The sequence below is a fragment of the Flavobacterium beibuense genome (assembly GCF_004151245.1).
In the GTDB taxonomy this organism is placed as follows: Bacteria; Bacteroidota; Bacteroidia; order Flavobacteriales; family Flavobacteriaceae; genus Flavobacterium; species Flavobacterium beibuense_A.
Window position 1 is genome coordinate 84,295 of the sequence record NZ_JUIW01000001.1, and the last position, 18,299, is coordinate 102,593.

Genomic DNA, 18,299 nt, shown 5'->3' on the forward strand with positions numbered 1-18,299 from the left:
TTGACGAATAAATACTGTTAACATATTGATTATTTTTGTAAGTATGATAGCACTAAAACGCATGTTAGATACTTACCTTCACGGTAGTATGCACGTGGCAATGTCGGTTCTTGCACTGGTACTTATGACCAATCATATGTTTGGGTTGAAATTTAATTTGCCTATGGCCGGATTTGCCTATTGTGGTACCATGTTTAGCTACAATTTTATGAAGTATGAAAGCTGGTATCGTTTTAAAAGGACAATAACACCAAGGCTTAAAATTATTACTGCACTTAGTGTTATTGCTTTTATAGCTGCTGTTGTTTTTTTTCTGATGCTTAAGAGGGTGACCCAAATTACCGGAATCATCTTTTTTGGGTTAACGGCACTTTATACCATACCTGTTTTTCCTAAACGTCCTAACCTTAGGAACCTCAGCGGAATAAAAGTCTATCTTGTAGCCTTATGCTGGGCTGGGGTTACTACCCTTATGCCGTTGGTTGAGATGGGGCACGAAATAGTTACCGATGTAATCCTTAAGTTTAGTCAGCGCTTTTTACTGGTGCTTATCCTTATCCTTATTTTTGAGATTATCGATTTAAGGGAAGATGATCCGATGTTGCGCACTGTTCCGCAAATAATAGGGGTAAAAATGACCAAGCTGCTTAACCTGTTTCTGTTGGTTCCCTTTTACTGTCTTGAATTCTTTAAAAGCACGGTAGATACCATGCAGCTTTTGGTTAATATAGTGCTTGTAGTGGCTACGGCCCTGTTTACCATTTTTGCCACTCCCGAACGTAATAAATACTATACGCTTTTTTGGGTGGAGAGTATTCCTATATTTTGGTTAGGACTGGTAGTATTGGCGAGTAATTTATAAGTTTTGTAATGCCTCTTCTAAATTCGGGTATTTAAAAGTAAACCCGTTTTCCTGTAAACGTTTAGGTATTACGTTCCTGCTTTTTAAAACCAGTTCGGTCTCTGTGCCTATTATCTTTGCACCCAGGTCTAACATGAGTTTGCTAATAGGAATAGCAAAAGGTGCTTTTACACGCTTTGCTATAGCTGCCATAAATTTAGTGTTGCGAACAGGGGTTGGATTAACCACATTTACAACGCCTTCCGCCTGAGTTTTGATTACAAATTCTACTGCACGGGCAAAATCATGTTGATGTATCCAGCTTACATATTGCCTGCCGTTGCCCTGTTTACCGCCCATTCCCATTTTTGCTAATTTCCTTAGCATAGGGTAGGCGCCTCCTTTTTTGCCTAATACTATTGAAGTGCGTAAGGCGGTTTTTATGGTTTGGGGAGTTTCTGTCTTAAAGAAAACCTTCTCCCAGGCGCGGGCCACTTTCATAGAGAAATCAAAACCTTTGTCTCCGTTAACCTCATCCATCTGTTTGTGATATGAACCCTTGTAAATGGTAGCAGTTGATGAGTTTAGCCATTGCTTTGGAGGGTTTTTGCATTGTAAAACAGCTTTGTTCAATATGGCAGTACTGTCTATTCGTGAAGCCATTATTTCATTTTTGTTGCGCTCGTTATACCTGCAGTTTACAGATTTACCGGCCAGGTTAATAAGTACATCGCAGTTTTCAAGTTCATGTTCCCATCCACTAAAACTTTTAGCGTCCCAGTTTACATATTTAATGTTGTTTTTTTTGCCCTCTTTACCTCGGGTAAGAATCACAATTTCTTGGGCCTTATCTTTAAAATATTCGATAAGGATGCTGCCGAGAAAGCCTGTCCCTGCAGCAATAATCATCTTTTTCATAACATTTTATAATTAAGGTAAGGTGTGGTTTATTCTTCTTTTGAGGTTATGAATTTGTCTATCCTGTAGGTTACATAAACAAAGTAGGCAGCAACCATCATAGGAATGACAAATACTGTCAAAATTATTAAGTGGTCAGGTATAGCATCGTTCCATCCTAAAAATGCTAGTATCAATGCTGTAATTGCAAATAACCAATAGTAAAGAATCAGATTTTTCAAGTTTTGCGGTATCTTTTTAAAGTATAGATATGTAATTGATATTGCTATTAGCAGTTGTAATGGCCCCAATACCATCTGAGCATACATCCCAAAGAATATAGTGGTATATAAAAGTAGAGTGGCAAAAAAACAAAAGCGGTTAAGTATGTGTAGGTATCTCATAATTTACGGTCTGTAAACAATATGTTCTTCAGTTCTGCTTTGTCTTGCTTTTCTTTTTCCCCTAAAAAAGAAGTATAGGTTTAAGAATAGCATTATGCCAAGGTAAATAGAGAATCCGCCTATCTTGTGGCTAAGTGCTTCCACTAAGCTCTGATAGCTATCGTTGCTCAGGTTAAGTTTCAGGATCATAAGAGCATAGCCCAGGTTAAGAAGGTAAAAGCCTGTTTCAAAAAGTTTGTTTGTAGCATTTGCTATTTCTTCCCTGCCCTTAAAAATGTCCAGCATAAAGATCTTTCCGTTTTTAAAAAGGGTACGTGAAACTATAAATGTAAGTGCTAATACAACAGGTAAGTAAATGGTGTAGCCGATTAAAATTTTTGTGGTTTCCATAATAATAAAATTTAGTCGTTAATAATTTTTTGAACGTATTTGGTTAACAGGAATATGTTGAGGTAATGCAGTATGCAGAGGATGCTTATTATTGTTGCCGACTTAACCGCTATGGTCTCTATTAGCTGGTTTAGTGTGGTTACGGTTTGCCAGTTTAGTAATGTCATTGCTGCATAGCCTATGTTTACCAGGTAATAGCCAACCAATAATATCCTGTTAATACGCAGGCAAAGTTCCTTATGGCCGTGCAGCAATTCCAAAACATATATATTCCCGTTCTTATAGCAAATTTTTCCCACTACCGCGATAATGTAAACTACAATGAGAAGGAAGATGCCGTATGTAAGGATATTAAGATTCATAACTTATTATTTATTTCAAAGTTTCAGAAAAAAATGAAAGTTTTGATTAAAAAAAATGATGTTATTTCATCATCTTCATTAAAAGTTTAGTAAGCCAGTTGTCTTTGTACTCTGTAGCTTTTTCTATAATGTTATCTGTTTTCAGTACAAACTCATAAAGCTTGTCAGTCTGTTCAGCAAAATATTTTGCTTCAGTTGATTTTTCCTCAACCCCGGTAGAAACTTCCTTCAGTACTTTAAGGGCAGGCTTTATTTCTCGCTTGCTGCGTTCTTTAGCTATTTTAATGGCAAGCTCGTCAAGATCTTTCTCTGCAGTAAAAAACTCCTTACGTTCGCCCTGTTTAAATTCTTTATAAACAATACCCCAGTCCATAAGCGCACGTATATTCATACTGGCATTACCTCGGGAAATTTGAAGCTCTTCCATAATGTCTTCCATAGAAAGCGGTTCTTTACTTACCATTAACAGGGCGTGTATTTGGGCCATTGTTTTATTTATGCCCCATTGCGAACCTAACGCTCCCCAGGTTTGTACAAACTTATTTTTTGCTTCCTTGAATTCCATAAGTCAAAGGTATAAATTATTTTTAAACTTTCAAAAATAATTGAAAGTTTATTTGTTAGGTATAAAAAAACGTTGCTAATATTATTAGCAACGTCTCCTATCGAATGATCAAAATAAACTAAACAAGCAGTCCGGCTCTTTTTAATAAAGCTTCCGGTTTAGGCTCCTGCCCGCGGAAACGTTTATAAAGTAGCATGGGGTGCTCTGTACCTCCTTTAGAAAGGATATTGTCTTTAAATTTACGGGCAGTTTCCCTGTCAAAAATTCCTTTCTCCTGAAAATATTCAAAAGCGTCGGCATCCAGTACCTCGGCCCATTTATAACTGTAATATCCTGAAGAATAACCTCCCTGGAAAATATGCGAAAAGGCGGTACTCATGGCATTTTCATGTACGTCGGGATATAGCTGAGTAGGAGAGAACTGCTCTATCTCAAAGCTTTTAACATCACCTATAGCAGCCGGATCCTGTGCATGCCAACCCATATCAAGTAAACCGAAGCTCAACTGACGTAGGGTTGCCATACCCTCCTGGAAGGTAGCACTCTCTTTAATTTTTTCTATGTACTCCATAGGGATAACTTCTCCCGTTTTATAGTGGTGAGCAAAAAGCTCTAATGCCTCAGGCTCATAGCACCAGTTTTCCATTATCTGGCTCGGTAGCTCCACAAAATCCCAATATACGCTTGTGCCCGATAGATTAGGGTAGGTAGTGTTTGCCAGCATACCGTGAAGTGCATGGCCAAACTCATGGAAAAGAGTAGTTACCTCGTTAAAGGTAAGAAGCGACGGTTTTGTTTCGGTAGGTTTTGTAAAATTACAAACTATAGAAACGTGCGGCCTTTCGTTAATACCGTCTTTAATATATTGCGATTTGAACGATGTCATCCAGGCACCGTTACGTTTGCCTTTTCTCGGGAAGAAGTCGGCATAGAAAATAGCTGTTAGATCACCATTTTCATCTTTCACTTCATAAGTCCTTACATCTTTATGATATTTATCGATATCCTGAACTTCGGTAAACGAAATGCCGTATAGTTTACCTGCAATGGTAAAGGCGCCGTTTAGAACTTTGTCCAGTTCAAAATAAGGTTTCAGTTTTTCATCGTCAAGATTAAAAAGCTTTTGTTTTAGCTTTTCGGCATAGTAGGCACCATCCCATTTTTCAAGATGATCCAGTCCGTCAAGTTCTTTGGCAAAAGCACTAAGCTCGGTAAATTCTTTTTGTGCTGCCGGTTTTGCTTTTACCAACAGGTCGTTTAGGAAAGAACGGACTTTCTCAGGACTCTCAGCCATACGTTCTTCAAGTACAAAGTCGGCATGCGATTTATAACCTAGAAGGTTAGCACGCTCGTGGCGAAGTTTCACTATCTGTAGTACTATTTCCTGATTATCAAATTCATTGTTCTGGAAACCTTTTGCGCCAAAGGCCAATGCCATTTTTTTGCGCAGATCCCTGTTATCTGCATAAGTCATAAACGGCATATAGCTAGGGAAGTCAAGAGTAAATACCCATCCTTCTTTTTCCATGCCCATAGCTATTTCTCGGGCTGCTTCTATGGCACCTTCCGGTAAACCGGAAAGATCTTTCTCATCTGTAATATGTAATGTAAAGGCATTGGTTTCTGCCAATACGTTTTCTCCAAACCTAAGGCTAAGTTGTGAAAGTTCTTTGTCTATTTCGCGAAGCCTTGTTTTTTTGTCTTCCGGCAGATTCGCACCGTTACGTGCAAAGCTCTTGTATTTTTTATCTAATAGTGTAACCTGTTCTATGGTAAGGTCAAGGCTGTCTTTACTGTCGTATACTGCTTTTACCCTTGCAAACAGTTCTTTGTTTAAACGGATGTCATTGCTGAATTCTGATAACATAGGCGAAACCTCCATGGCCGTTTTCTGTATCTCGTCATTGGTTTCGGCAGAGTGGAGGTTAAAGAATATGGAAGAAGTTCTTTCCAGCATGTTGCCACTAAAAGACAAAGCTTCTATAGTGTTTGAAAAACCTGGTGCTTCAGGGTTGTTTACAATAGCATCAATTTCCTTTTTAGCTTCGGCAATCCCTTCTTTAAAAGCGGGAAGAAAATCTTCGGTCTTAATTCCGTTAAAAGGGGCAGTATCGTGTTTTGTATTAAATTTTTGGGTAAGTAAATTCATAGTCTCGTTTAAGGTTTTAAACATAAATATGTTGAAAGTTGGTCAACAATTATACCAAAGGTATTCATTTTGACTTAAGGTAAAAAGCTATAAAAAAAGCTGCCCAATTGGCAGCTTTATAGTGTTATCCTTTTTTAGGCAAATTAGTGGACATCTTTGCTTTTATCGAATCAAGTGATTTATTCTTCGGACTTTCATATTTAGGTTCAACAGGTTCGTTTGTTTCTTCCTTTTCATTCAGAACTGATTCGTAGCTTACGTTATCATCAGTCTCAGTTTTTTGCTGAGAGCTTTTACAGCTAATAAATATTGCTGTTACAGCTATAAGTGTGAAGAATTTTACTTTCATACTCTTTATTATTTCTGTAAACCTTCGGCAGCTTTAAGAACAGCTTCCTTAAGTTTTAATTTGTAAGCAATAATTTTATCTAAAACAGCTTTGTCATGGCTTCCCACAATTTGTGCTGCCAGTATGCCTGCATTTTTAGCTCCGTTAAGTGCTACCGTTGCAACCGGTACACCACCCGGCATTTGTAGTATAGACAATACGCTGTCCCATCCGTCAATAGAGTTGCTTGACTTAACCGGTACGCCAATAACAGGAAGCGGAGACATAGAAGCTACCATACCTGGTAAGTGTGCTGCACCACCTGCACCTGCAATAATTACAGATATTCCATTATTGTGTGCATTTGTACTAAAGTCTACCAGTTTTTCAGGTGTACGGTGAGCAGAAACGATATCTACGTGTGTTTCTATACCAAACTCTTTTAACATGTCTATGGCGTCCTGCATTACCGGCATATCCGATATGCTGCCCATTACTACAGCTACTTTCATTCTTGTTCTATTAAGTTAGCCTTGCTGGCTTATTACTTTAATCGTGTTTTTTACTTCTTCGGCTATTTTTCTGGCAACAGTAATATCCTCATTTACTATGGTAACGTGACCCATTTTTCTGAAAGGCCTTGTTTCCTTTTTGCCATAGATGTGAGGTGTAACCCCGTCTTTATCTAAAATAGTCTCAATGTTTTGATATACCACATTTCCGGTATAACCTTCAGCACCTACTAAGTTAACCATAATTCCGGCAACTTTGCTATCTGTATTTCCTAAAGGCAGGTCAAGAATAGCACGCAGGTGCTGTTCAAACTGAGATGTATAACTTGCCTCTATAGAGTAGTGTCCGCTATTGTGTGGTCTTGGTGCTACTTCGTTTACCAGTATCTGGTCATCTTCTGTCTGGAACATTTCTACAGCAAGTAATCCTACGTGGTTAAATGCTTCCGAAACCTTTAAAGCGATAGCCCTTGCTTTTTCTGCAACAGCATCATCAATACGGGCTGGGCAAATTACATATTCTACCTGATTTGCTTCCGGGTGGAATTCCATTTCAACCACAGGGTATGTTTTTATTTGTCCCGACGGAGTTCTCGTAACTATAACAGCAAGTTCATTCTTAAACGGAATCATGGTCTCTGCTATACACTGTACATTGGCAAGCCCTTCAAAGCTTTCCATAGAGCGTATAACTTTAACGCCGTTTCCGTCATAACCACCTTCGGTACTTTTCCATACAAAAGGCATGCTTATTTCGTTATTTTCAACAGCAGCTTTTAAGTCGGTAAGGCTTTCAAAGCGTTTGTAATCCGCAGTAGGGATGTTGTTAGCGCTGTAAAAGTCTTTTTGAGTGCCTTTGTTTTGTATCTGTTTTAAGGTTTTTGGCGATGGGTATACTTTAACTCCTTCGGCTTCCAGTTTTTCAAGAGCCTCAACATTAACAAGTTCAATCTCAAAAGTAAGTACGTCTACCTGTTTACCAAAGTTATATACCGTATCAAAATCCATAAGGCTGCCCTTAAAGAATTTGTTACTGCCTATTTTGCATGGTGCCTCATCGCTTGGGTCCAGTACATAGGTTTGTATATCAAATTTTCTGGTTTCGGTAAGCAGCATTTTTCCAAGCTGCCCGCCTCCTAAAATTCCTAACTTAAAATCAGAAGAAAAATAATTCATTTATCGTGTTTATTATTTTGCTGTGCAAAGATACTTAAAGCCGTAAAATTATGCAGTGCTAAACGAATATTTATCGGCAAAGCTTTTTGCTGTCAGAAATTTTTGGGTAATTTTTTAGTTAATTTTAGCAATTGAGCCTAAGTCTTATCTAAATATTAGTTGTAATTTAGGCTTTCTGTTTACAGGTAAAATTAAGAATATGAGATTGACAGTTGACCGAAAACCCGTAAAAGTACTTCCTGATACAAGACGCGTTATAGCGCGCTTTTTTTTTAATGGGGAGGAACGTGCCGTTGAAATGCTGAAGAAAATACTGACACTGGATAAGGAGGAAGTCTTTAATATCATTTCTCCCTTACTTCAGGATTTTTCCAAAAGACACAGGAGTATTACCAAAAAACTGATGCGCCATTGCGAGCGGGTAAGGAGATATATAGAAATGGCCGGGGGTAATATTGATGAAATGGATGACTGGTGCAAACTTTTGATAGGTTCTTATTTTACTCATGAATATTCTATTGAATCAGCCGCATTTTTTAACCCGTCTATAGTACCCGATCCCGATCAGGCGAATCTTGAGGAAGGGCAGCTTCGTATTATAATCAGTTTCAGGGCAGTGGGTGAGGGACATGTGTCGTCTGTTGTTTTCAGGAGGGCAATACTTGACAGGGATGGTAGTATTACCGTAATTCCGGCAGGTAATTATATAGATGAAGCCGATAAAATTCATAATCTCATTTACCATAAAAGACAGTTTTTAAAGAAGGCTGATGAAGCCGATATTAATGAGCATTTTTTGCAGGTGGTTACAGAAAAACTGGAAGACCGGTTTGATTATAACCAGTTAAAAGAACTGGTGTATGAAGCTTGGGATAAAACGACCGATCCTAAGGATATAGCGCAGTACAAAATGATACTGGCCTTGAGTGACAGTTACAGACGTATTACTTTTTCTAAGGATACGGATATTAGTGACAGGGTTATTTTTCCTATTTCTGATTTTGAAAGTAAGGGTATAGAAGATGCACGTTTTGTAAAGTTTACCGATGATAACGGGCGTATTATTTATTATGCTACCTATACTGCTTATGACGGGGTACATATAATGCCCAAACTTTTAAAGACTACCGATTTCTACGAATTTAAGACCAGTCCGCTGCATGGTAACGGTGCACGTAATAAAAACCTGGCGCTTTTCCCGAGGAAAATTAACGGTAAGTATGCCATGTTGGCCCGAATAGACGGCTGGAACAATTACCTAATGTATTCTGATAATATTAATGAATGGGAAGATCCGGTAAAAATTCAGGGACCTGAATATTCGTGGGAATTTGTTCAGATTGGTAACTGCGGATCTCCTATTGAAACAGAATGCGGGTGGCTGGTTATTACGCATGCGGTAGGGCCTATGCGTCGTTATACTATTAGTGCTTCACTTTTAGATATAGAAGACCCGTCTAAAGAAATTGGCAGATTAAAGGATCCGCTTATTATGCCTAATACAGATGAGCGCGAGGGGTATGTACCTAATGTAGTTTACTCCTGTGGTTCTATTATTCATAATGACGAGCTGATAATACCTTATGGGCATTCCGATCATAGTTCGGGCTTTGCATCGGTTAATCTTAAAACTTTGCTGGACAGGCTTAAAAGTGGCGGTTAAATAATTGTTTTTAATGCAATTGATTTTGGTACTGTTGTATATTTGCATAAAATTACGCATCTAGCCATCATGGAAAACGACAGTGCCGAAAAGCAAACCGGCTTCTTTAAAAAAAATCCTGTACTTAAAATAAAAGAATTCCGCTCTTACCTTGCGGTGCGTTTCGGGCTCATTTTTGCCCTGAATATGCAAATTACCATAATATTCTATTGGGTATACCATATTACTTCCAATAAACTTGCCCTGGGAGGTGTAGGCCTTTCGGAAGTTATTCCTGCCATTACATTTTCCTTTTTTGCAGGTCATTTTGTAGACCTTAACGAAAAGCGAAAGATGGTATTGCTGTGCCTGGCTTCTTATATTTTGCTTGGAGCAAGCCTTTTTACATTAACCACTCCGTTTGCCCTTGATAATTTAGGGGTAGATTATACATTATACCTTGTATACTTCTTTGTGTTTTGTGGCGGTGCTATACGTTCGTTCATGGGGCCGTCCATGTTTTCACTTTTCGGTCTTGTGGTTCCAAGAAAACATTATGCAAATGCTACAAGCTGGAGCAGTATGGCTTGGCAAACGGGTTCGGTTTTAGGACCTCTTGCTGCCGGTGTACTTATTGCTCTTGACGGTATTACATTAGGTATGGGAGTAGTTGTGGCTATAGAACTGTTGTTGTTAATTCCTATGCTAAGTGTTGGTGTAAAGCCAATATTAAAAAAAGAAAAAGAGCCTATACTACAAAGCCTTACACAGGGTATACGTTTTGTGTTAAAAACCCCTGAACTTTTAGGGGCTCAGTTATTGGATATGTTCTCTGTATTGTTTGGTGGGGCAGTGGCACTATTACCGGTTTACCAAAAGGAAATACTTATGGTAGACGAAGTGGGTTATGGTATACTGCGCGCAGCTCCGGGTATAGGAGCATTAATTACACTGGGTATACTGGCCTTTTTACCATTACGTACCAACCCTGGTAAAAAATTGTTTGTAGCTGTAGGCGGATTTGCCATATCAATTATAATATTCGGTATCTCTAAAAACTTTATACTCTCATTTGCCATGCTTATGCTCTCAGGTATGTTTGATGCGGTAAGTGTAGTAATACGCAGTACGATTCTTCAGCTGGTAACACCAGATCATATGCGAGGCAGGGTTGCTTCAGTAAACACCATGTTTGTAAGTTCATCTAACGAGTTAGGTGATTTTGAAAGCGGTGTTATGGCACACTGGCTGGGTACGGTTAGGGCAGTAGTTGTGGGTGGTTGCCTTACCCTGGGTGTGGTTGCAGTAACATTCTTCAGTGCTCCGCAATTACGCAGGTTTGGTTTCTATGAAGAGGAAAAACAGGATGAACAAAAAGAAGAATAATTAAATTTCTTCCGGTTCTTCGGTAAGGAATTCACCTTCCGTTTTTGCTATAACTATAGTGGCTACACCATTGCCTATAAAGTTGGTTATGGCACGGGCTTCGCTCATAAACTTATCTACACCTAAAAGAAATGCAAGCCCTTCCAATGGTATTTTATGAATTGCTGTTAAGGTGGAAGCCAATACTATAAAACCACTTCCTGTAACTCCTGCTGCTCCTTTCGATGTAATCATGAGCAGGCCGATAATGGTAACTATTTCACCAAAAGATAAGTGTACATTGTAAAGCTGCGCTAAAAATATCACAGCCATAGAAAGGTAAATAGAGGTTCCGTCAAGGTTAAAGGAATAGCCTGTAGGTACAACCAAACCTACTACCGATTTACTGCATCCCATTTTTTCCAGTTTTTCCATCAGGTTAGGTAAAGCCGCTTCTGATGATGAGGTTCCTAAAACAATAAGTAACTCAGCTTTTATATAAGAAAGGAACTCCAGTATGTTCATTTTAAAATACCTTAGGATGCCTCCAAGTATTATAAATATAAAGATAGCCATAGTGATATAAATGGTTATCATGAGCTTGCTCAATGGGAGTAGTGTATGTAGTCCAAACTTACCTATTGTATAAGCCATGCCTCCAAAAGCACCTAAAGGAGCCAGATACATTACAAACTTTAAGGCCTTAAAAACAATATTCGAACATTTGTATAAAAAGGCCACAGCCTTTTCCCTTTTGCTGCTGTAGTTTAATACAATTCCCACTATGATAGCGGCAAGTAATACCTGTAAGGTTACATTGTCTAAAAAGAATTGCAGCCAGCTAAAATCACTTTTTTCTCCCGTGTATTTTGAAGCGTCGCCAATATCAAGGCCTGATTTGTCGATTTTACCGGGTTGGATAATGTAAGCTACGATAACCCCTATGGCCAGGGCAAAAGTGGTAACGATTTCGAAGTAGATAAGGGATTTTATTCCAATTCGGCCAACTTTCTTCAGGTTGCCCATTCCTGCAATTCCAAGTACGATGGTAAGGAAGATAATAGGAGCAATAAATACTTTTATTATTTTGATAAACCAGTCGCCTATAATCTTGGTTTTAACTGCTGTATCAGGGCTAAAGTGCCCTAATAGTATAGCAGCTATAATGGCAATAAGTACCCAAAATGTAAGATTTGTGGTTATTTTATAGAGTAAGCTGTTATTGGATTGAGGCTCTTGCATTATATTGCCTTTTTAGATTTTTCTATTCTTTGTAAAATGTCTTTAGCTGCCGATTTATATGCTGCTGTGTGTTGAGGGAACCCTAAAGGTAAAATGTTTTCCAGTTCAGGATAAATCCAGTCTTCTTTCTTGCCTAAAATATACAATGTCCTCATGGAGTAGGCTTTTGTGGCAACCTTACCTTTAGGGTCTATAAGCCAGTCAAAACAGGTTTCGGTTATTTTACTGAGATGTTTGCCGTTTAAAAAAGGAATCTTTCCTTTATAATGATGGTCAGCCGCAAACAGGCATATTTTGGAAACAGGTCTTATAGCACTCTCATGAGTGTATTTTTCCAATGTGTCGCAAAACGCATCAAGGTAATCCTGTAACCAATCAATTTTATTTTCAAATACAAGCTCACTTACCCAGCATGCCTTATGATGGTTTTTGTCGGTAACATCAATGGCAATCTTTACTAAATCGGGTAATAGGTTTTTGTCTCTAAGTACCATTGCGCTCAGTTCATCTCTTATTGGACGGTGAGCAGTACTGTTTGCAATCTTATCGTAAAAAAGCTGATTCAATTTGACTGATTATTAAGAATGCGGAAAATACAAAAAATAACAGAGCATAAAAAAACCAGGGCAAAACATATTGTTTTACCCTGGTTACACAAATTGGAAATTAGCAGTTTATTTCCTGATAAATATCTGGGAGAATTGTTTGTTATCTCCTGTAAGCTTAATAATATAAGTTCCTGCAGTAAGAGAAGAAACATCTATGCTGTTGCTTGTTGAGAAAACTCCCTGTAAAAGGGTTTTTCCTGTAACATCAAAAATTGTATAATCTTGTGCTTCTGTATTGTCAGGAAGCATCACGTTAAGAATGTCAGACGTTGGGTTAGGATACAAAGTTACGTTATTGTTTAATTCAGGGTCATTAATGCCTAAGTTGCACTCAGGGTTCATTGATACTGTAAACGGATCTATAGATGCCGTGTTGTCAGGGCAAAACGATGGTGCGGCTGTAACGTAGTATACTCCCGGAGTAGTTATAGTGTAGCTTACATCGGTAGCGCCTTCTATGGCTTCTCCGTTTTTATACCATTGTGCTATTGTATAAGGACTTTGTATAGTACATGTAATTGTGCTTTCCTCACATATAAGATATCCAAAATCCGGATCAAATATTACATCATCACTTAAGTCGTTAATTGAGATTAATCCTGCCCAGTTGTATGTGTCTATGGTGAATGGTGCTGATTCATATGTTTCGCCATCTAAAGTTACAATCACTTTAAAATCTCCGGCATCATAAGTATAAGTGTCATATGTAAATTCAGCTGCAGTTGCTCCTTCTATAAGTTGGAACTCCTCTTCTAAGAAATATTTAAAATACCATTGGTATGAGTCGTATTCCATAGTGTTTGTTACTTCTACACTACTTGTGCTTTGAGGGCACTGCATAGCTGTACCATCTATAATGGGAGTTGGGTCAACTGGTCCGCAGTCAGGATTGTTTATAACTACAATAGGTAGTGTGTTTGTTGTGCTGTTAGGGCAAAAATCAGGAGCGGCAACTGCATGATAAATCCCTGCTGTTGTAATGGTGTAAGTAGGTTCTGTTGCGCCTTCAATTTCTACGCCATCTTTGTACCACTGTACAACATTGTAAGGTAGTTGTATTGTATTAGTAATGGTGCTGCCCTCACAAATATAATATCCCTGGTCAGGATTAAATATAACATCATCACTTGTTTGGGTTTCAACAATTAACCCAGCCCATGCATAACTGTCTATCGTGATAGTGTTAGACTCATAAGTTTCTCCGTCAAGAGTAACCACTACTTTGAATATTGATTGGTCATAAGTATACCAGTCGTAAGTGAAAGATGCTCCGGTTGCGCCATCAATTGGCTCAAATTCATCTGTAGTAAACCAATATTTAGAATACCACTGATAGCTCTCGTATTCCATGTCTGTTGTTATTGAGGCAGTACCATTTGTGTACGGACACAGCATAGTGTCTCCCTCGATAGTGGGTGCCTGAGCCTTTGTTAATATAGGCGCAAGGCATAGTAAAATAAGTAATAACTTTTTCATAGTAAAAGCAGTTTTAGTTCATTATGCTAAATTACTTTACCTCATTTCCTTAGTGTTTACCATTGCTTGGATAAAGTGTGACATTTTAAAATATTAGTGTGACGTTTTTTTATTTAAAACATTTACAATGAATGTTTTAATTGAAAAAGTGCTGGACGGACAATGAGTCGTTTATAAAATTTAATCAAAAATTAATTAAGTAGGTATTTATTGGTTAAATCAAAAAGCTAACTTTAATGAACTGAAAAAATATATGTATGGTCAGGATAATTTTTATTCTCTTTTTTGTGATTGAATTGCATGCTCAGGAAGTTAAATCTCCGGCTAAATTTGAATTTGGTGCCTGCTATGGCTGGGGAAAGGAATTTGATAATTATGATTATACTTTTTCAAACAGCTATGTTCAGTTGCAGTTTTATTACAGCTTTAATCCGGAAAAAAAATGGGAATATCAGGTAGCACTTATGCCCGAAATAAACTTTGCCCAGCATCAGCTTCTAAACAAATACTTTGTTACACCTGATGATCCCGAATACGAAAGGAAAAGAAATGAGTATACCAGACTTAAAGATGTAAGGCAGGTTATTTTAAATGTTGCGTTCTTTTTGAGGTATAATGTATGCGATAATTTTAATGTGTATGCTATGGGTAACGTGGGGCCAATGTTTAATGATACCGAGACAGAAAGGCTTAACAAGGGTTTTGCCTTTAATGATGTTTTTGCTGTTGGTGCCGCAGTTAGTTTTTATGATATTACCCTTGATATACGTCCAGGTGTTGCTCATGTTTCCAATGCCGGGCTGTATGAATCCAATGCCGGATTCAATACCTATAATATCTCTTTGGGCATAATTGTTCCTCTTTAAAAATGATAATTTAAACGTAAATTTCCATAATAGTTAATAGGTAAGCCAGGATAATAAAATCTTGGTGCCGAATTGCCAAATCCTGTGGCGTTTACTAAAACCATACTTGCATAAGATGTATTTGTGAGGTTGTTAATGCCTGCGGAAAAAATTAGATAGAGATTTTTCATGGGATTTATCTGTTGGCTTGCTTTAATATTTATAAGTTGAAAGCTGTCGTTATATTCTGTATTGGCATCATTTAAAGGCATTTTATCTGTATAGGAATAATTTGCTGTAAAAGATAAACCAAACCCTGTTTTTAAATCAATACCTGTATTTACATTTTTGTTGGGGACACCTGTAAGATCGTTTCCTGTGTAATTATTACCATTGTCATTAAAATCTTTAAACTTATAATTGCCTATAGAAGCGTTTATGTAGGGTTGTAAAGTTATGTTGCCGAATCTTGTAATGTAATTTAGTTTTACTTCTAATCCCTCGTGCAATGTTTTTCCGGCATTTTTACCCACATATCTGTCATCGTCAACTCGTTGAGCCACCAGGAGATCTTTTATAATCATCCTGTATACAGATAATTCCAGATACATTTTTTTATTAATAAGATTAGTTTTGCTTCCTATCTCAATGTTATAACCACTTTCAGGTTTGATATTATCATTAATTGTGCCTTCTGGGGTAAGAGTTTCTTCAATCGCAGGAAGAGAGAATCCTTTGCTGGCCGATACATATAAGGTTTGACTGGAGGATGGTTTGTATAACATTGCTATTTGAGGAGACCAAATAGCATTATAATTATATTTTTGGGTAAATTCATTTTCGTTTTGTAAAGTATTTTTAAGCTCAAAATTTGTTTTGTTGTAGTTTATGCCTCCATGCATTTCCAGTTTTCTTGTAAAAGCTATATGTATCTGCATAAAAGCGTTAATAAAAAACCTGTCTTGATTTATGGCTGAAAGTTTTTCTCCCTGTAAGCTCCCATTGCCATTGTTCTGCTCGTATAAATTTGCGAAAGTATTACCGGTAAATCCGTCTTTAAATAATTCTGCTCCGGCAATGATTTTCGTACTTAATTTACCTGTTTTAAATGAGGAGTTAAACTGCGTGCGTCCTCCAAAACCGGTAGTGTTTTGTGAAAGAATATCAAACGGTCGCGGTTCATAATTGTCTTTTACGTTTATAAATACAGAAGTAGAGCTTGTTAACCCGTTTTTTATTTTTGCGTCAAAAGCCAATCCGCCTAAGTAAGAGCGGTATTGCTCATAACCTTTAGCGGCTTTCCATGTATTAGATGCTGCCTGCGGGTTAGTTTCAAATGTGTTTTTATCTATAGAGCTGGGTATGTATGCTTTTAAATAAGTATAATTTCCAAAATACGTAAAGCTTGTTTTTTCAGCTTTAAATAATTCTCCTGCTAAAGTTACCCCCTCACGGTTGTATGAGCTATTTTCTCTATAGCCTTTAGAACTAAGGTTGTGATAGCTAATGTTTATATTTCCTTTCTGAGAGGCGTAACCATATGTTAAGGTATTTTTTATCATACCAAAAGAGCCAACGGTGGAACTTATTACAGCACTATTGCCATAATAAGAACTTATTTTTGGAGAAAATAAAACAGCACCTCCCAGTCCGGCTCCGTAAATACTTGATAATGGGCCTTTAATTATTTCAGCCTGACTGAGTATTTCTAAATCTATATCTTCTATAGTGGTTTCACTATTTCCCGACGTTAATGGAATACTCCCGTAAAAAGCTCTTATTTTATTAGTTCCGTAGGGTGTTCGCGCACCTATTCCTCTTATCGTTATGCGGTTTGTATTTAAACTGCCCGACTGCATGTTTACACCGGCAACCTTGTTTAATACAAGTGATATATCAGAAAGATTATTGCTTTGTAATTCTTCGGATGAAAGAACGCTTATGGATGCTGGTACATTAAGCAGGGTATCATTAATATGATACGGGCTTATTACTATTTCTTTAAGTATGTTTAAAGTGTCTAAAGGATGCTGTGCTGATAAAGAAGAAGTAAATAGCAGTAGGATATTAAATTTAAACTTTTGCATATATTATTAAAAGCATAAACTCTATAACATCTGTATAGAGTTTATGCCACTTTAAATTTATTTTTTATTTGTCTGCGGTTACTTTCCAAATAGTGTTTCCACTGTCATCATTAACTAACAGGCTGCCATCATTCATAACTGTAATATCTACAGGTCGGCCATAGGCTTCAGCATTTTCTTCGTTATTAATAAAACCTGTAAGAAAATCTTCCGGTTTACCAGCAGGTTTGCCGTTTTTAAAAGGTACAAACAAAACTTTATAACCACTTAATACAGATCTGTTCCATGATCCATGTTGTCCAACAAATGCACCATTTTTGTATTTTTCAGGAAATGCGTTTTTGTCATAAAAAGCTATACCTAGAGAAGCGGTGTGGCTGCCAACAGGAACATCCGGTACGATTGCCTTTTCAACCAGGTCTTTGCGCGCACCCTTCATACGCGGATCCTCAATTTGTCCGAAGTAAGAATAAGGCCATCCGTAAAAACCTCCTTTTTTAACACTTGTTATATAATCTGGAACCAGATTATCTCCAAGATCATCACGTTCATTAACAGCTGTCCATAATTCTCCCGTTGCCGGATTCCAGTCCATGCCTACCGGATTTCTTAATCCGTTGGCATATATTACTTCTCCGGTTCCGTCGGGGTTTATTTCTAAAATATTAGCTCTGCGTTTTTCTTCATCCATACCGTGCTCTGCGTTATTGCTAGCAGAACCAACAGAAATATAAATCTTTGAGCCGTCTTTACTGGCTATAAGGTTTCGGGTCCAGTGATTGTTGTAGCCACCTGCAGGCAGCTCAGCAATTTTTTCACCTTTTCCTTCTAATTTAAGGATGCCTTCTTTATAAGGATACCTGTATAAACCATCAGTATTTGCAACATAAAAATAGTTGTTTAATATAAGCATCCCATAGGGCTGGTTCAAATTTTCAACAAAAACATTGTGTGTTTCAAAAATCCCGTCTTTATCATTATCACGAAAAATTATAATTCTGTCAGCACTATTTCTTGTGCCCGATTCAGCTACAAAAACATCATTATTAGGACCTATATATGTATTGCGCGGGTTTTTAAGGTTACCGGCAAACTTTGTTACAGTAAAACCTGAAGGGGCTTTTGGCATTTGCCCTTCGGGCCATTCGGTAATGCTGTTTCTTTTCGTTACCGACTTTGTTTCATAAGGAGGGGGCAATGTAATATCACCAATTGCAGTAGTAACGGTAGTGCTGCCTTTAGCGTTTGCCTGCTCTTTTTCTTCTTTATTCAGTTTTTCTTTGCATGAATATAATGTAAATACGGAAATAAGAGATAGTAGAAATATTCTTTTCATAGATTACGGATTGGTTCAATGTAGTAACTAAGTTAATTATAAGATTTTTTGTAAAAAGCAAAAGCATAAATATT

General features: G+C 37.6%; 18 protein-coding genes. 4 read left to right on the forward strand and 14 right to left on the reverse strand.

The window, feature by feature from the left end; all coding sequences use genetic code 11:
* The first annotated feature begins 61 nt into the window (after positions 1–61).
* Complete coding sequence (locus NU09_RS00360) at positions 62–862, forward strand: hypothetical protein (RefSeq protein ID WP_242501804.1); 801 nt, start codon at positions 62–64, stop codon at positions 860–862.
* Here the strand turns inward: NU09_RS00360 and NU09_RS00365 are convergent.
* The 9 genes from NU09_RS00365 to NU09_RS00405 all read right to left on the reverse strand — a co-directional run bounded on the left by NU09_RS00365 (position 857) and on the right by NU09_RS00405 (position 7,624).
* Complete coding sequence (locus NU09_RS00365; protein ID WP_129749268.1) at positions 857–1,759, reverse strand: TIGR01777 family oxidoreductase; 903 nt, start codon at positions 1,757–1,759, stop codon at positions 857–859. The genes NU09_RS00360 and NU09_RS00365 overlap by 6 nt on opposite strands.
* A 29-nt stretch (positions 1,760–1,788) precedes the next feature.
* Positions 1,789–2,142, reverse strand: a complete 354-nt coding sequence (locus tag NU09_RS00370; protein ID WP_129749269.1) for a hypothetical protein — start codon at positions 2,140–2,142, stop codon at positions 1,789–1,791.
* A 3-nt stretch (positions 2,143–2,145) separates the two neighbouring features.
* On the reverse strand, positions 2,146–2,532 hold the full coding sequence (locus tag NU09_RS00375; RefSeq protein WP_129749270.1) for a hypothetical protein: 387 nt from the start codon (positions 2,530–2,532) through the stop codon (positions 2,146–2,148).
* A gap of 11 nt (positions 2,533–2,543) precedes the next feature.
* Positions 2,544–2,894 carry a hypothetical protein gene (locus NU09_RS00380; protein WP_129749271.1) on the reverse strand — a complete coding sequence of 117 codons (351 nt, stop codon included), beginning with the start codon at positions 2,892–2,894 and terminating at the stop codon, positions 2,544–2,546.
* A gap of 61 nt (positions 2,895–2,955) precedes the next feature.
* A complete protein-coding gene (locus tag NU09_RS00385; RefSeq protein ID WP_129749272.1) occupies positions 2,956–3,459 on the reverse strand; it encodes a GbsR/MarR family transcriptional regulator in 504 nt (167 codons plus the stop codon).
* Positions 3,460–3,577: 118 nt separating this feature from the next.
* Positions 3,578–5,608, reverse strand: coding sequence for a M3 family metallopeptidase (locus NU09_RS00390; protein ID WP_129749273.1), 2,031 nt, complete (start codon positions 5,606–5,608; stop codon positions 3,578–3,580).
* Between the two features lie 124 nt (positions 5,609–5,732).
* Complete coding sequence (locus tag NU09_RS00395) at positions 5,733–5,957, reverse strand: hypothetical protein (protein WP_129749274.1); 225 nt, start codon at positions 5,955–5,957, stop codon at positions 5,733–5,735.
* An 8-nt stretch (positions 5,958–5,965) separates the two neighbouring features.
* Positions 5,966–6,448 (reverse strand): 5-(carboxyamino)imidazole ribonucleotide mutase, encoded by a 483-nt coding sequence (purE, locus tag NU09_RS00400; RefSeq protein ID WP_129749275.1) that lies wholly within the window; start codon positions 6,446–6,448, stop codon positions 5,966–5,968.
* Between the two features lie 15 nt (positions 6,449–6,463).
* Positions 6,464–7,624 (reverse strand): 5-(carboxyamino)imidazole ribonucleotide synthase, encoded by a 1,161-nt coding sequence (locus tag NU09_RS00405; protein ID WP_129749276.1) that lies wholly within the window; start codon positions 7,622–7,624, stop codon positions 6,464–6,466.
* 199 nt (positions 7,625–7,823) lie between these two features.
* Here NU09_RS00405 and NU09_RS00410 point away from each other — a divergent pair, with 199 nt between their 5' ends.
* Both NU09_RS00410 and NU09_RS00415 read left to right on the forward strand, forming a co-directional pair.
* Positions 7,824–9,287, forward strand: a complete 1,464-nt coding sequence (locus NU09_RS00410) for a glycoside hydrolase family 130 protein (protein WP_129749277.1) — start codon at positions 7,824–7,826, stop codon at positions 9,285–9,287.
* A 69-nt stretch (positions 9,288–9,356) separates the two neighbouring features.
* Entirely contained in the window at positions 9,357–10,652 is a 1,296-nt protein-coding gene (locus tag NU09_RS00415) for an MFS transporter (protein WP_129749278.1), read from the forward strand.
* Here the strand turns inward: NU09_RS00415 and NU09_RS00420 are convergent, their stop codons facing one another.
* The 3 genes from NU09_RS00420 to NU09_RS00430 all read right to left on the reverse strand — a co-directional run bounded on the left by NU09_RS00420 (position 10,653) and on the right by NU09_RS00430 (position 13,957).
* Positions 10,653–11,873, reverse strand: coding sequence for a cation:dicarboxylate symporter family transporter (locus NU09_RS00420; RefSeq protein WP_129749279.1), 1,221 nt, complete (start codon positions 11,871–11,873; stop codon positions 10,653–10,655).
* Entirely contained in the window at positions 11,873–12,439 is a 567-nt protein-coding gene (locus NU09_RS00425; RefSeq protein ID WP_129749280.1) for a hypothetical protein, read from the reverse strand. Before NU09_RS00425 ends, NU09_RS00420 begins: the two co-directional genes overlap by 1 nt.
* A gap of 108 nt (positions 12,440–12,547) precedes the next feature.
* A complete protein-coding gene (locus NU09_RS00430; protein WP_129749281.1) occupies positions 12,548–13,957 on the reverse strand; it encodes a T9SS type A sorting domain-containing protein in 1,410 nt (469 codons plus the stop codon).
* A 257-nt stretch (positions 13,958–14,214) separates the two neighbouring features.
* Between NU09_RS00430 and NU09_RS00435 the strand changes: the two genes are divergently transcribed.
* Complete coding sequence (locus tag NU09_RS00435; protein ID WP_129749282.1) at positions 14,215–14,823, forward strand: acyloxyacyl hydrolase; 609 nt, start codon at positions 14,215–14,217, stop codon at positions 14,821–14,823.
* Here the strand turns inward: NU09_RS00435 and NU09_RS00440 are convergent.
* Together NU09_RS00440 and NU09_RS00445 are read right to left on the reverse strand one after the other, a co-directional pair.
* On the reverse strand, positions 14,820–16,889 hold the full coding sequence (locus NU09_RS00440) for a TonB-dependent receptor (RefSeq protein ID WP_129749283.1): 2,070 nt from the start codon (positions 16,887–16,889) through the stop codon (positions 14,820–14,822). The two genes, NU09_RS00435 and NU09_RS00440, sit on opposite strands and share 4 nt — an antisense overlap.
* A 64-nt stretch (positions 16,890–16,953) precedes the next feature.
* Entirely contained in the window at positions 16,954–18,225 is a 1,272-nt protein-coding gene (locus NU09_RS00445; RefSeq protein ID WP_129749284.1) for a PQQ-dependent sugar dehydrogenase, read from the reverse strand.
* Positions 18,226–18,299 lie beyond the last annotated feature (74 nt).

Excerpts from the sequence above, each read along its gene's own strand:
- NU09_RS00415 (WP_129749278.1), top strand. The coding sequence starts at position 9,357 with ATGGAAAACGACAGTGCCGAAAAGCAAACCGGCTTCTTTAAAAAAAAT.
- NU09_RS00380 (WP_129749271.1), bottom strand. The coding sequence starts at position 2,894 with ATGAATCTTAATATCCTTACATACGGCATCTTCCTTCTCATTGTAGTT.
- NU09_RS00390 (WP_129749273.1), bottom strand. The coding sequence starts at position 5,608 with ATGAATTTACTTACCCAAAAATTTAATACAAAACACGATACTGCCCCT.
- NU09_RS00370 (WP_129749269.1), bottom strand. The coding sequence starts at position 2,142 with ATGAGATACCTACACATACTTAACCGCTTTTGTTTTTTTGCCACTCTA.
- NU09_RS00410 (WP_129749277.1), top strand. The coding sequence starts at position 7,824 with ATGAGATTGACAGTTGACCGAAAACCCGTAAAAGTACTTCCTGATACA.
- NU09_RS00420 (WP_129749279.1), bottom strand. The coding sequence starts at position 11,873 with ATGCAAGAGCCTCAATCCAATAACAGCTTACTCTATAAAATAACCACA.
- NU09_RS00440 (WP_129749283.1), bottom strand. The coding sequence starts at position 16,889 with ATGCAAAAGTTTAAATTTAATATCCTACTGCTATTTACTTCTTCTTTA.
- NU09_RS00430 (WP_129749281.1), bottom strand. The coding sequence starts at position 13,957 with ATGAAAAAGTTATTACTTATTTTACTATGCCTTGCGCCTATATTAACA.
- NU09_RS00385 (WP_129749272.1), bottom strand. The coding sequence starts at position 3,459 with ATGGAATTCAAGGAAGCAAAAAATAAGTTTGTACAAACCTGGGGAGCG.
- NU09_RS00365 (WP_129749268.1), bottom strand. The coding sequence starts at position 1,759 with ATGAAAAAGATGATTATTGCTGCAGGGACAGGCTTTCTCGGCAGCATC.
- purE (WP_129749275.1), bottom strand. The coding sequence starts at position 6,448 with ATGAAAGTAGCTGTAGTAATGGGCAGCATATCGGATATGCCGGTAATG.
- NU09_RS00395 (WP_129749274.1), bottom strand. The coding sequence starts at position 5,957 with ATGAAAGTAAAATTCTTCACACTTATAGCTGTAACAGCAATATTTATT.
- NU09_RS00435 (WP_129749282.1), top strand. The coding sequence starts at position 14,215 with ATGGTCAGGATAATTTTTATTCTCTTTTTTGTGATTGAATTGCATGCT.
- NU09_RS00360 (WP_242501804.1), top strand. The coding sequence starts at position 62 with ATGTTAGATACTTACCTTCACGGTAGTATGCACGTGGCAATGTCGGTT.
- NU09_RS00375 (WP_129749270.1), bottom strand. The coding sequence starts at position 2,532 with ATGGAAACCACAAAAATTTTAATCGGCTACACCATTTACTTACCTGTT.
- NU09_RS00405 (WP_129749276.1), bottom strand. The coding sequence starts at position 7,624 with ATGAATTATTTTTCTTCTGATTTTAAGTTAGGAATTTTAGGAGGCGGG.
- NU09_RS00445 (WP_129749284.1), bottom strand. The coding sequence starts at position 18,225 with ATGAAAAGAATATTTCTACTATCTCTTATTTCCGTATTTACATTATAT.